General features: G+C 73.0%; 12 protein-coding genes and 1 pseudogene. 7 read left to right on the top strand and 6 right to left on the bottom strand.

Translation table 11 applies throughout. The features are described from left to right. Window positions 1-3: 3 nt before the first annotated feature. Window positions 4-1,500, bottom strand: a complete 1,497-nt coding sequence (locus tag ACIP84_RS30090; protein WP_401802022.1) for a hypothetical protein — start codon at window positions 1,498-1,500, stop codon at window positions 4-6. A gap of 120 nt (window positions 1,501-1,620) precedes the next feature. After that, the gene (locus ACIP84_RS30085; protein ID WP_030322245.1) at window positions 1,621-3,003 is read right to left on the bottom strand and encodes a hypothetical protein; all 1,383 of its coding nucleotides are present in this window, start codon (window positions 3,001-3,003) and stop codon (window positions 1,621-1,623) included. A 267-nt stretch (window positions 3,004-3,270) separates the two neighbouring features. On the opposite strand from ACIP84_RS30085, the gene ACIP84_RS30080 reads away from it, so the two are divergent. The 3 genes from ACIP84_RS30080 to ACIP84_RS30070 all read left to right on the top strand — a co-directional run bounded on the left by ACIP84_RS30080 (window position 3,271) and on the right by ACIP84_RS30070 (window position 6,582). Next, window positions 3,271-3,948 (top strand): bifunctional DNA primase/polymerase, encoded by a 678-nt coding sequence (locus ACIP84_RS30080; protein ID WP_401802019.1) that lies wholly within the window; start codon window positions 3,271-3,273, stop codon window positions 3,946-3,948. 76 nt (window positions 3,949-4,024) lie between these two features. Beyond that, window positions 4,025-4,933 (top strand): ABC transporter ATP-binding protein, encoded by a 909-nt coding sequence (locus ACIP84_RS30075; RefSeq protein WP_401802016.1) that lies wholly within the window; start codon window positions 4,025-4,027, stop codon window positions 4,931-4,933. Further along, window positions 4,930-6,582 (top strand): transporter, encoded by a 1,653-nt coding sequence (locus tag ACIP84_RS30070; protein ID WP_401802014.1) that lies wholly within the window; start codon window positions 4,930-4,932, stop codon window positions 6,580-6,582. The genes ACIP84_RS30075 and ACIP84_RS30070 overlap by 4 nt, the downstream gene beginning before the upstream one ends. An 81-nt stretch (window positions 6,583-6,663) precedes the next feature. On the opposite strand, the gene ACIP84_RS30065 is transcribed toward ACIP84_RS30070, so the two are convergent. After that, window positions 6,664-7,263, bottom strand: coding sequence for a TetR/AcrR family transcriptional regulator (locus tag ACIP84_RS30065; protein WP_401802012.1), 600 nt, complete (start codon window positions 7,261-7,263; stop codon window positions 6,664-6,666). A gap of 94 nt (window positions 7,264-7,357) precedes the next feature. On the opposite strand from ACIP84_RS30065, the gene ACIP84_RS30060 reads away from it, so the two are divergent. Beyond that, window positions 7,358-8,248, top strand: coding sequence for an NAD(P)-dependent oxidoreductase (locus ACIP84_RS30060; RefSeq protein WP_401802009.1), 891 nt, complete (start codon window positions 7,358-7,360; stop codon window positions 8,246-8,248). Between the two features lie 18 nt (window positions 8,249-8,266). Here the strand turns inward: ACIP84_RS30060 and ACIP84_RS30055 are convergent, their stop codons facing one another. Continuing rightward, the gene (locus ACIP84_RS30055; protein WP_355965863.1) at window positions 8,267-8,701 is read right to left on the bottom strand and encodes a nucleoside deaminase; all 435 of its coding nucleotides are present in this window, start codon (window positions 8,699-8,701) and stop codon (window positions 8,267-8,269) included. After that, window positions 8,698-9,531 carry a TIGR03619 family F420-dependent LLM class oxidoreductase gene (locus ACIP84_RS30050; protein WP_401802006.1) on the bottom strand — a complete coding sequence of 278 codons (834 nt, stop codon included), beginning with the start codon at window positions 9,529-9,531 and terminating at the stop codon, window positions 8,698-8,700. The genes ACIP84_RS30055 and ACIP84_RS30050 overlap by 4 nt, the downstream gene beginning before the upstream one ends. Window positions 9,532-9,624: 93 nt before the next feature. Between ACIP84_RS30050 and ACIP84_RS30045 the strand changes: the two are divergent. The 3 genes and pseudogenes from ACIP84_RS30045 to ACIP84_RS30035 all read left to right on the top strand — a co-directional run. Continuing rightward, window positions 9,625-10,068: pseudogene (locus ACIP84_RS30045) on the top strand (Lrp/AsnC family transcriptional regulator); the annotation flags it as partial. A gap of 86 nt (window positions 10,069-10,154) precedes the next feature. Then, on the top strand, window positions 10,155-10,622 hold the full coding sequence (locus ACIP84_RS30040) for a GNAT family N-acetyltransferase (protein ID WP_355965855.1): 468 nt from the start codon (window positions 10,155-10,157) through the stop codon (window positions 10,620-10,622). 93 nt (window positions 10,623-10,715) lie between these two features. Beyond that, window positions 10,716-11,243, top strand: coding sequence for a carboxymuconolactone decarboxylase family protein (locus ACIP84_RS30035; RefSeq protein ID WP_401802003.1), 528 nt, complete (start codon window positions 10,716-10,718; stop codon window positions 11,241-11,243). A gap of 90 nt (window positions 11,244-11,333) precedes the next feature. Here ACIP84_RS30035 and ACIP84_RS30030 read toward each other — a convergent pair whose 3' ends face one another. Next, on the bottom strand, window positions 11,334-12,551 hold the full coding sequence (locus ACIP84_RS30030; RefSeq protein WP_401802000.1) for an FG-GAP-like repeat-containing protein: 1,218 nt from the start codon (window positions 12,549-12,551) through the stop codon (window positions 11,334-11,336). Window positions 12,552-12,559 lie beyond the last annotated feature (8 nt).

Genomic DNA, 12,559 nt, shown 5'->3' with positions numbered 1-12,559 from the left:
CCCCTACAGCTGCGTGGGGCTGCGCTTCTCCAGTCCGTACTTCTCGGCGGTCGGGTTCCACAGCCCGGCCGCCTCGCGCTTGGCCTTGGTGGCCTCGCCGCTCTTGGTGTTCGCCGCGGAGAGCTGGTTGGTCCCGCGGGCCTTGCCGCCCTTGCAGGCCTTCTTGTCCTTCATCTGGTCCGCCCAGGCCGCGTAGTGGTCGTCCGCGGAGGCCGAGGCCTCCCAGGCCTTGGTGAGCGCGGCCGTCAGGGCCGGGTTGTCCGGGATCTTGTCGACCGACAGCGACTGGAGCCTGGTGACCAGGCTCCGGCGCTGCTCGGCGGCGCCCCGCAGGTCGCTCGCGGCCTTGTCCAGGTTCTTGCACTGCTTGATGGACTCGACCGAGCTGATCACCGTGTCACGGCTGTTGCTGCTGGTCGCGAGGAGCTTGCTCAGCTCCCGTGCCTGCGGCTCCGCCGGGTCGGCCGGCTTCTCGGTGGGGTCGGTCGTCGCCTCACCGGACGGGGCGGCGGAGCTCTCCGCCACGGTCTGGGGGCCCTTCTCGGGGTCCTTGTCCTCGTCGCCGCCGCTGAGCAGCGCGCCGGCCCCGAGGCCGACGACCGCGCAGCCGACGACGACGGCGGCGATCAGCGCGACCGGGGACTTGCGGCGAGGGGGCTCGGGGTCGGCACCGTCGTCGTAGTAGGCACCCTCGTACGCGTACTGCTGCGGGGGCGCCGGCGGCTGGTGGTGCTGCTGGTGCTGCGGCGGCTGCTGGTACGGGGCCGGGCCGGGCTGCTGGTACGCCTGCGCGTGCGGCTGCTGCGGGGCCTGCGGCGCCCGCGGCGCCTCCGTACGGAAGAGGTTGTCGAACTCGGCGGGCGGCTGCCGCTCACCGGGCTCCTGCGCCGGTACGGGGGCGATGTACTGGGTCGCGTCGGAGGCGCCCCCGGGCCCCTGGCCCTGCGCCTGGAGCGGCCCGGTACCCAGGAACTGGGTCTGGGCACCCCCGCCCGGCTGCGGCGGCACGGGGGCGATGTGCTGGGTGGCCTGCATGTCCCCGGCCGGCGGCGGATAGCCGTACCCGGGCCGCTGACCGGCCTGCGGCATCCCGCCTGGCGCCTGCTGCGGGTACCCGTAGCCCGGCTGCTGCCCCGGAGCCTGCGGCATGCCGCCGTGGACCGGGGACACCGGCGGCATCCCGCCCGGGACCGGCGCTATGTGCTGGGTCGCCTGCATGTCGGCGCCGCCCGGGGCGCCCGGCCCCGGGTAGCCGTAGCCGGGCTGCGGCTGCCCGCCCTGCGGCGGGACCGGCGGCAGGTACTGGGTGGACTGCATGTCGGCGGCGCCGCCCGGCGCCGCCTCCGGAGGCAGGGGCTGCGCGGGCGGCAGCGGCTGCCCGCCCGGCGCCGCACCGGCGGGACCCCAGGCGCCACCGTACGGCTGTGCTCCCCCTTGGCCGTTCTGCGCGGGGGGCACCGCCGGGTACTGCGGCTCCGGACCCTGTCCGTTCTGCGTCACCGGGACTCCTACTGATGGACCTACGGAATCGTCGGCTCACGCTACCGGGTGCGCCCGGGGCTCCGCACACACGTGTGAGCCCGGTTACACAACCTTCTCGAACGGCACCGCGCCCACGCCCTAAGCGGCGTAGAGCTCCATGCGCGCCCCGAACTCCCGCACCACCGCCTCCCCCGCGTACGGCTCCAGACGCTCCCGCAGGTCCTCCAGGTACTCCGCGCCCCTCGACGACCGCAGTGTGCCGAGCAGTTCGAGCGCGCGCGTGCCCGTGCGGCAGGCCTGCTCGACCTCGCGCTGCTGGACCTGCGCCGAGGCGAGCAGGGCGAGGCCGATCGCGCGGCGCCGCGCGCGCGTCTCCGGGTGTCCGGCGATCGACTCCTCCGCCGCGCGCGCCGCGGCCTCCGCCTGCCCCAGGTCCCGGTAGCAGTGCGCCAGTTCGTCCGCCAGGTACGCCTGGTCGAAGTGCGCGATCCACGCCGGGTCGTCGCCCGACTCCGGATCGGCCTGCTCCAGGGCCCGCACGGCACGGCCCGCCGCCGTCTCGAAGGCGCTGAGGTCCCCGAGCAGGGCGTGCCCGCGGGCCTCGGCCGCGTGGAACATCGCCTCAGCGCGCGGCGGCACCTTCCCGCGCGCCCCCTCCTGCGCGGCCCGCGCCAACTGGGCGATCTCCCGTGGGTTTCCGAGCTGTGCGGCGAGATGGCTCATGGAGGCGGCGAGGACGTAGCCGCCGTAGCCCCGGTCGCCGGCGGCCTGCGCGAGCCGCAGCGCCTGGATGTAGTACCGCTGGGCCAGGCCCGGTTCGCCCGTGTCCACCGCCATGTACCCGGCGAGTTCGGTCAGTCGGGCGACCGCCGCGAACAGCTGCCGGCCGACCGCCTCCCGGTACGAGCCGGACAGCATCCCCGACACCACGCTGTTGAGGTAGTGGACGACCACCGGGCGCACATGCCCGCTGCCGAACCGCCGGTCGAGGTCGACGAGCGCCGCCGTCATCTCTCGTACGGCCGCCACGTCCGCGACCCCGACGCGCGCCCCCGCCATCCGGGCCACATGCGTGTCGGGGCCCGTGATCAGCCAGTCCCGGCTGGGCTCGACGAGCGCGGAGGCCGCGACCGTCGAGCCGGAGAGGAAGTCGCGGCGGCCGACGTCGCTGCGCCACAGCTCGCAGACCTGCTCGATCGCGCCGGGCACGGTCGGCGCGAACTGGAGCCCCACCCCGGCCGCGAGGTTGCGGCCGTTGGCCATGCCGACCTCGTCGATCGTGACCGTACGGCCCAGCTTGCGGCCGAGGGCCTCGGCGATGATCCCCGGTGCGCGCCCCCGCGGCTGCTGCCCGCGCAGCCAGCGCGCCACCGATGTCTTGTCGTACCGCAGGTCGAGGCCGCGCTCCGCGCCGACCATGTTGACCCTGCGGGCGAGGCCGGCGTTGGAGCAGCCCGCCTCCTGGATGAGCGCCTGGAGCCGTTCGTTGAGCTGACGCGGAACGAGTGGCCTGGCTGCCATGAGTACCCCCTGAGGCCGTGCGGTGATCACCGGAGAAGGGATCACTGCCCGGTGGATATCCGGTCAATGCCGATGTGAACACGCGAAACCGGACACGTCGGTTGCGACTTCGCCGCCGGCGCCCCCACCTGTCCGTACCCACCCCAGCTCTCCGGCCCCCCGCGCGCCCCCGCCCGTGCACCGATGCGCCCCGCATGCAGGATCGATGCCTCACACCGCTCGACACCCTGGCCGTAACCCCAGGTGGCGGGGGAAGTTGTGTTCCACGTGGAAGAGACCATCGGAGTCACGGAAGCCGCACAGATCCCCAAGCAGCGCGGCGAGCAGCTGCTGGACAGTGCCGTGCGGTACGCGGAAGAGCGGCACTGGGACGTGTTTCCCGGGACCTGGTTGGAGGCCGTCGAGGGCCGGGAGCGCTGCTCCTGCGGGGCGGACGCGTGCGCCGTGCCGGGCGCCCACGCGGTCAGGCCCGACTGGTCGACCCAGGCGACCGGCAGCGGGGTCGGGGCCCGGCGGATGTGGTCGAAGCAGCCGAAATCGTCGATCCTGCTGCCGACGGGCCGTACGTTCGACGCGATCGAGGTGCCCGAATCGGCCGGGTTCCTGGCGCTCGCCCGGATGGAGCGGATGGAGCTGACGCTCGGCCCGGTCACCTGCACCCCGGACCGCCGGATGTTCTTCTTCGTCCTGCCCGGCGCCGCGGCCAAGGTGCCCGACCTCGTCCGCAAGCTCGGCTGGGTCCCGGCCTCCATCGACCTCACCACCCGCGGCGAGGGCCACTACGTGGCGGCCCCGCCCACCCGGATCGGCGGCAGCGGCGCGGTCCAGTGGGCCCGGCGCCCCACCCCGGCGAACCGCTGGCTCCCCGACGCCGAGGAGCTGATCAGCGCCCTCGCGTACGCGTGCGGCCGGGAGGCGGCGGAGGCGAGAAGCCGCACGTCCTGACCCTGGGTCCCCCGCGGGCCTCACCCTTAGGGTGGGGCCCGTAAGACACACGGGGACGACGAGGGGCAGACAGACCATGCCTGACCAGGCATTTGACGGAGCGTTCGACACGGCGGGCGCCGCACCGGGGGACGGTGCGGCGCCCGCCGTACGCATCGAGGGCCTGTGGAAGCGGTTCGGCCAGCAGATCGCGGTGAACGGCATCGATCTGGTGCTGCCCGCGGGCAAGTTCATCGGGCTCGTGGGGCCCAACGGCGCCGGCAAGACCACCACCCTCTCGATGATCACCGGCCTGCTCCGTCCCGACCAGGGACGCATCCAGGTCGCGGGGCACGACGTATGGGCCGATCCCGAGTCGGTCGCCCAGGTCAAGGCCAGGATCGGCATCCTGCCCGAGGGCCTGCGGCTCTTCGAGCGGCTCTCCGGCCGTGAACTCCTCGCGTACAGCGGCCGGCTGCGCGGGCTGCCCGGCGCGGAGGTCGACAAGCGGGCCGCGCAGCTCCTCGACGTCCTCGACCTCACCGGCTCGCAGAACAAGCTGGTCGTCGACTACTCGACCGGTATGCGGAAGAAGATCGGACTCGCGGCGGCGCTCCTCCACAATCCCGAGGTGCTCTTCCTCGACGAGCCCTTCGAGGGCGTCGACCCGGTCTCGGCGCAGACCATCCGCGGCGTCCTTGAGCGCTACACCTCCTCCGGCGCCACCGTCGTCTTCTCCAGCCACGTCATGGAGCTCGTCGAGTCGCTCTGCGACTGGGTCGCCGTGATGGCGGCGGGCCGGATCCGCGCCCAGGGCACGCTCGCGGAGGTACGGGGCGACGCGCCGTCGCTGCAGGCGGCGTTCCTGGAGCTCGTCGGCGCGAACGGGCGCGCGGCGGCGGGCGACTCCCTCGACTGGCTGGGCGGCGGGGCGGGGGCTGCCGGCGGGGCCGGCGGCGCCGGCGCTTCGGGTGGGTCCGGCGCTTCGGGTGAGGCACGGCGATGAGTGCCTTCCCGACCACGGCCACCAGCGGCACCGCGACCCCGGCCGGCCCCGTCCCCTCCCTCACCTCCGTGTTCGTACGGCTCAAGCTGAGCCTGCTGCGCAACGGGCTGCGGCAGTCGGGCGGGCGGACGGCCGCGTACATCCTGTCCATCGTCTTCGGGGCGTTCTTCGCCGCGGCCCTCCTGCTTGCGTTCGTCCTCATGCGGGGCAACGCCGACGCCGACAGCGTCGCGATCCTCCTCACGGGAGCGCTCGCGCTGTCCTGGACGGTGATGCCGCTGTTCATCCCCAGCGGTGACGAGACCCTCGACCCGTCGCGGCTCGTCATGCTGCCGCTGCGGCCGCAGCCGCTGATCCGCGCGCTGCTCGTGGCCTCCCTCGTGGGTGTCGGCCCCGTCCTCACCTTCGTCCTGGCCCTGGGCGCCGCGCTGTCCGTCGCACACGGCGCCGCCGGCACCGTCGTCGCCGTCCTCGCCGTACCGCTGACGGCCGTGACGTGCGTGGCACTGTCCCGGGCCGTGGCCGCCGCCAACGTCCGGCTCCTCACCTCCCGCAAGGGCCGGGACCTGGCGCTGCTCAGCGGCCTGCTCATCGCCGTCGGCATGCAGGTCGTGAACTTCGGCGCCCAGCGCCTGGGCGAGGCCGGCGGTCTGGAGTCGCTCGAACCGGCGGCGGCCGTCGTCGGCTGGCTGCCGCCGGCCGCCGCGATCGCCGCGGTCGACTCCGCGGGCCAGGGCGACTACGCGGTGGCGGCGGTCCGGCTGCTGCTCACCGCGGGTTCGCTCGCGGCCCTCCTGTACTGGTGGCAGCGGAGCCTCGTACGGCTGATGGTCGAGCCCGACGGCTCCACGATCGGCGCGGCCTCCGACGCGGGCGGCCGTGACAAGGCCGACGGTGCGGGGCTGCTCGCCCGGATCCTGCCGGGCGGGCGGACGGGCGCGGTCATGGAGCGCAGCCTGCGCTACCTGTGGCGCGACCCGAAGACGAAGGCCGGGGCCGTGACCTCGCTCGCCCTCGGCCTGATCGTCCCGCTCGTCAACGCCCTCCAGGGCACGGGCTCGATCTACTGGGCGTGCTTCGCCTCCGGCATGCTCGGCATGCTGATGTACAACCAGTTCGGACAGGACACCTCGGCGTTCTGGATGGTCGCCCAGACCATCTCGACGACGGCCGACGCGTACGCCGAACTCAGGGCGCGGGCCCTGGCCCTGCTCATGATCACCCTTCCGTACGCGGTCTTCGTCACCGTCCTCACGGTCGCCGTCCTCGGCGACTGGGACCGGCTCCCGGACGCCGTCGGCCTGGCGCTCGGCCTGCTCGGCGCGATGCTGGCGACGGGCTCGGTGGTCTCGGCCGTCTTCCCGTACTCGATCCCGCAGGACAGCGGCTACAAGAACGTGGCACCGGGGCAGGGCGCCCTGGCGTGGATCTCGATCCTCGGCGGCATGCTCACGGCCCCGCTGCTGTGCGCGCCGCTGATCGGCGCGACGATCTACCTCCACGTCTCCGACCAGCAGTCCCTCCTGTGGCTGCTGCTGCCGGCCGGCACGCTCTACGGCGCGCTCCTGATCTGGGTGGGCCTGAAGGTGGCGGCACCGCGGACGGCGAGACGACTGCCGGAGATCCTGGCGGCGGTCAGCAAGGGCTAGCGGTCGGCAGGGGGTGGCTGCCGCCGCCCCCTGCACCCCCACCGACGGCCGGGGCGGGCCGGGCGGCGTGAACGTGGCGGCTCACGGGCGGTACGAGGCGACCAGTCGGGCCAGGTGTTTGCCCGCCGCCTCCAGGGGGGTCGCGCTGCGGGCGACCTGGGACGCCAGTTCCGCGCCCTCCAGTGTGGCGATCACCGTGTGCGCCAGTTCCTCCGCGTCCGTCTCCGTGAAGCCCGACGCGGCCAGTTTCCGGGCGACCACCGCTCGCCAGCGGGCGAACGCCTCGGCTGCCGCCTCCTGGACGCCGGGTGCGCTCTTCGCCGTACCGACGACCGTGGACGTGACCGGGCAGCCGTCGAGCCAGTCCGAGTCGCGCAGCCCGTCGACGAGGGAGGCGGTGAGCGCGACGAGCGCCTTCTCGGGCTCCGGTTCCGCGTCCAGCGCCTCGGCCAGGAGCTCGGCGAACTCCTCGTCGCCGAGCCTGACCGCCGCCGTGCCGAGCTCCTGCTTGCCGCCGGGGAAGAAGTGGTACACGGAGCCGAGGGTGGCCCCGGCCTCGACGGAGATCTGCTTGATGCCGGTGCCCTCGTAGCCCTGGCGCTGCATCAGGCGTGAGGTCGCGCGGACGATCCGCTCGCGGGTGCCGGCGGTCTCGGGATCGTGCGGGGCCTTGGTCTTCACGCCACCAGGGTACCGAACTAGAGCGATCGTTCTAGCCCTGTGCTACGTTCCTCTCTAGATAGAGCGTTCGTTCTAGTGATTCGGGGAGAATCCTGTGAGCACGTCCGCCGTGAACAACCCGCCCGCGTCCGTGACCGTCGTCGGCCTCGGCCCCATGGGCCGCGCCATGGCCGGCGCCTACCTCGACGCCGGCTACCGCGTCACCGTCTGGAACCGCACCCCGAGCCGCGCCGACGACCTGGTCGCCCGGGGCGCCGTCCGCGCCGCCACCGCCGAGGAGGCGCTGCGCGCCAACGAGGCGGTGGTACTGAGCCTCACCGACTACGCCGCCATGTACGCGATCCTCGGACCCGCCGCCTCCGCCCTGGAGGGCCGCGTCCTGGTCAACCTCAGCTCGGACACCCCGGAGGAGACCCGCAAGGGGGCCGCCTGGGCGGCGAAACACGGAGCCCGGCACCTCACCGGCGGCGTCCAGACGCCGCCGTCCGGCATCGGCACGACGGACTCCAGCACGTACTACAGCGGCCCCCGCGACCTCTTCGAGGAGTACGAGGGCCTCCTGAAGGTGCTGACGGACACCGACTACCGGGGCGAGGACCCGGGGCTCGCCGCGCTCTACTACCAGCTCCAGATGGACCTCTTCTGGACCGCCCTGACCGCCTGGCTGCACATGGCGGCGGTGGCGGACGCGAACGGCATCGGACTCTCCGAGATCAAGCCGTACGCGACCGAGACGCTGACCGGGATGGGCCGGTTCGTCGACTTCTACACACCCCGGATCGAGGCGGGCGACCACGGCGGCGACGTCGACCGGATCTCGATGGCCGTGGCGAGCCTCGACCACGTCGTCCACACGACACGGGACTCGGGCGTGGATCCGGCGCTGCCCGCCGCCGTCCTGGAGACGTTCCGGCGGGCGGCGTCCGCGGGCCACCAGGACGACAGCCTGACCCGGCTGTTCGAGGTCTTCGGCCGACGGCCCTGATGCCGCGAGCCGGTCCCGCTACGACCGGTAGTACGCGTCGATCGGTGCGCGCGCCTCGTCGAACAGGGCCGGGCCGTCCTGCGGGACCGTCGGCCACTCGCCCGACCGCGGGTTGAGCTCGACCAGCTGCTCGGTGGCGAGCGCGTACACGACCCGGCCCAGACCCGAGCGCACGATGCCGCCCGCGCACATCCCGCACGGCTGGCAGCTCGTGTACATCGTGGTGCGCGCGGCGGTGTCCGGGTCGAGTTCGCGGGCCGCCCAGCGGGCCAGCTTCAGTTCCGGGTGGGCGGTGATGTCGTCGTCGCGCCGCACCGTGTTGTGGGCCTCGGCGAGGATCTCGCCGTCCGGGCCGGCGAGCAGGGAGCCGTACGGCGCGTCCCCGAGGGTCACGGCGCGGGCGGCGAGGCCGATCGCGCGCCGCAGGAGCGCCTCGTCGGCGGTGGTGATCATGGGGTGGTCCTCCAGTGGGTGGCCACGGTGGTGAGCGCCCGCCAGGCCTCGTGGGGCCTGCGGGTCTCCTCCGGATCTCCGTGGTACGGGTCGAGTACGACGGTGTCGGCGCCGAGCAGGCGGAGCCGGTCGAGGTCGTCGAGGATCTGCTCGACGGTGCCGACCCCGGCGGGCCGTTCGGGGTCGTCGACGGGAGTGGTGGTCAGCCGCAGCGCGATACGGGGCGCGAACCCCGGCAGCGTGTGGTCCGCCAGCACGGCGCGCATCCGGTCCATGGGCAGCCGCAGCGGGTGCCAGGCGTCGCCGAACCTGACGGCCCGGCGGATCCCCGCCTCGCTGTTGCCGCCGACCCACACGGGGATGGCGGCGGGGGCCGGGGCCGTGGTGTTCTCGTCCCGCGACGCGCGCCACACCTCCCTCAGCGTCCCCAGGTACGCGTCGGTGAGCCTGCCGCGCGCGGTGAACGGCACGTCGAGCGCGTCGAACTCCGGGCGCGACCAGCCGACGCCGACCCCGAGGACGAACCGGCCGCCGCTGAGCTGGTGGAGGTTGGCCGCCATGCGCGCCACGAGGAGCGGATGCCGGTACGGCAGCACGAGGACGGTGGTGCCGAGCCGCAGCCGTGTGGTGAGGCCGGCCAGCCAGGACAGCGTGGTGAACGGCTCGTAGAACGGCTCCGGGTACCGCTCGGCGACGTCCGGTGTGACGGCCACGTGGTCCGAGACCATGAGCAGGTCGAAGCCGAGGCCCTCCACCGTCCGCGCCCATTCGCGCAGCACGCCGGGGTCGGTTCCGGGCCCGAAGTTCGGGACGTTGACGCCAAGTTGCATGCTTCGAGGCTATCCTTGCGATCAGGGGATACGGAACCGAACTCTCCCGGTGATACCGACTTTCTCTCGTGCTTCTGCCGGTAGAATCGTCGTATGGCCGTGAATCTCGACGCACTCGACTGGGCGATCATCGAGCAGCTGCAGCAGGAGGCCCGCATCTCCCTCAGCGAGCTGGGGCGGCGCGTGAACCTCAGCCCGTCGGCCACCACGGAGCGGGTGCGGAACCTGGAGTCGCGGGGCGTCATCACCGGCTACCACGCGGTGGTGGACCTGGCCAAGGCCGGTTACCCCGTCCTCGCCGTCGTACGGCTGAAGTACCCGGGCAACCAGCACCAGCCGCTGCGCCGGCTGCTCGCCGAGCGGCGGGAGATCCTGGAGTGCCTGCGGACCACCGGCGACGACTGCTACACGCTGAAGGTGGCCGCGACCTCCATGGAGCACCTGGAGACCCTGGTGGACGAGCTCGCGGGCTTCGGCAGCACGACCACCAGCGTCGTCTACAGCCGGACGCTCCCCCAGCGCGGCCCCGGCCGCCCCTGGACGCCCGCCCCTGGACGCCCGCTTGCCGCCCGGCGCCGCAATTCGGATGCGCGAAGTCCCGTCGTCTGCGAGCCTCGCGCCTTGTGACCCTTGACGACCTTGAGATTCGACGTGCCGGCGACTCCGACGCGACCGCGACGGCCGATGTGTGGCTGCGCTCCTTCGACGACGCGCTGCCGACCGTACGCCGCGCGCACGACGACGACGCGGTACGGGGCTGGTTCACCCATGTCGTCGTGCCGCACCACGAGACGTGGGTCGCGGTGGCCGGCGAGGCCGGCGTGGTGGGACTCCTCGTACTCGACGGCGGGGACCTGGAACAGCTCTACCTCGACCCGTCGTGGCGCGGGCGCGGCCTGGGCGACCGCTTCGTGGAACTGGCCAAGCGGCAGCGGCCGGAGGGCCTGGACCTGTGGACGTTCCAGGTCAACGCACCGGCCCGGAGGTTCTACGAGCGGCACGGCTTCGTCGAGGCGGAGCGGACGGACGGGCAGCGCAACGAGGAACGCGAGCCGGACGTCCGCTACGTGTGGCGGCCGGTGAAGGACTGACCGGAAGAGATTCCTGAGTCCTGTCACAACTTCGCGGGGCGCTCCGTCAGTGCTGTGAAGACGCCGACACGGGCACGACGAAGGAGAACAGCGATGACGCACACGAACTCCACCACCGGCACCACGACCGCCACCGCCCCCGGGTCCCTCTCCCGCATGTCCAACCCCGGTGAGTTCGTTCCCGAGTTGAGCGACATCAGCGCCGCCCTCTTCCGGGCCACCGGCAACCGCTCGGTGCCGCGCGCCACGATGAGCCTCGTCCACCTGCGGGCAGGGCAGATCGTCGGCAACACCTACCTGACGATCCTGAACACCGGTTTCCTCCGCAAGGCCGGCCAGTCCGAGGAGCGCATCACCGCCGTCTCCTCCTGGCAGGACGCCCCCTACTTCACCGACGCCGAGCGCGCCGCCCTCGCTCTGGTGGAGGCCACCCTCCAGCCCGCCCCGCACGGCCGGGAGCGCGTCTCCGACGAGCTGTACGCCGAGGTCGCGAAGCACTACGACGAGAAGGCCCTGGCCACCCTGACCATCGCGATCGGCCAGATCAACTTCTTCATCGCCCTGGCCGTCATCGGCAAGCCGCAGCCGGTCGCCTCCCTCGCGGACGAGCAGTGGGACTGACCTGCCCCTGAGCGCGCAAGCGCGTACGGCGAAGGCCCCCGCCCCCGGGTGATCCGGGAGCGGGGGCCTTCGACCGTCAGGAGCGGTGGATCAGAACGTGGTCAGGTTCCACCAGGTGTCCGTCTCCAGGGAGCCGGCTCCGAACTTGCCCGTGCCCGTGCCCGCGTACATGACCAGCGCGCCGTCGCCGCGGTGCTCGGCGGAGACGAAGCCGGCGTTCGTGATCGCGGACAGGTCGTTGCGGCCGTCACCGTTGTGGTCGCCGACGGCCAGGAACGAGCCCATGACGTTCCAGCCGCCGCCCACGAGCGTGCGGGTGCCGACGGCACCCGCCTTGCCCGGGTAGACCCACAGCTTGCCCGTGGACGCCTCGCGGGCGAGCAGGTCGGCCTTGCCGTCGCCGGTCAGGTCGCCCGGCGCCGCCAGGGTGTTCATGACGTTCCAGCCGCCCGCGCCGATCAGCTTCCGCGCGCCGAGCGTGCCCGTGGACGTGCCCGGGTACAGCCACAGCTTGCCCGTGGACTTCTCGACCGCGAGGACGTCCGAGCGGCCGTCGCCGGACAGGTCGCCGAAGGCGGTGATGCTGTTCATGGCGTTCCAGCCGCCCGCGCCGATCAGCTTGCGGGCGCCGAGCGCGCCGGTGCCGGTGCCGGGGTAGAGCCACAGCTTGCCGCTGGCCGTCTCGCGGGCGATGACGTCCTCGCGGCCGTCGCCGGTGAGGTCGCCGTGCCGGGTGAGGGCGTTCATGACGTTCCAGCCGCCCGCGCCGACCAGCTTGCCGGAGCCGTCACCGGCCATGAACCAGAGACGGCCGGCCTTGTCGCGGGCGAGGACGTCCGAGGTCCGGTCGCCGTTCAGGTCACCGAAGCCGCCCGCCTTGGGAGCCTGGGCCGCGTACCACTCCGGGTACGCGTCCATGGCGCACTCGCGCTCGGTGGGGACGAGCTTCACCGAGCTGACGGAGGTGCTGCCGGGACCGCCCCATTCGGTGCCCGTGGGGTTCGGGTCCATGACGCCGACGCTGCCGTCGAGGCCGTGGTCGGCGTCGTCGTACAGGCAGGCGAACTTGTTCGTGCGGTTCATCACCGACCGGAACGTGTTGTCCCAGGCCCCGAGCGTCGCCACGCTCGCGTTGGTCTTGTACATCGTCCCGGAGCCGTTGTCGGTCTTCCAGGCGCAGAAGTAGCCCGACGGGCAGTCGCCGAGCGCGGCCTGAGCGGGCGCCGCGCCCGCGCCGAGGAGCCCGGCCGAGCTGAGCCCCAGCGCCGTGGCCACGGTGGCCAGGCGCCGCAGCATTGAAGTGCGCATGCATTTCC

The sequence above is a fragment of the Streptomyces sp. NPDC088707 genome (assembly GCF_044752725.1).
In the GTDB taxonomy this organism is placed as follows: Bacteria; Actinomycetota; Actinomycetes; order Streptomycetales; family Streptomycetaceae; genus Streptomyces.
The sequence above is the reverse complement of the archived record's forward strand: the minus strand, read 5'-3'. Positions and strand labels throughout refer to the sequence as shown.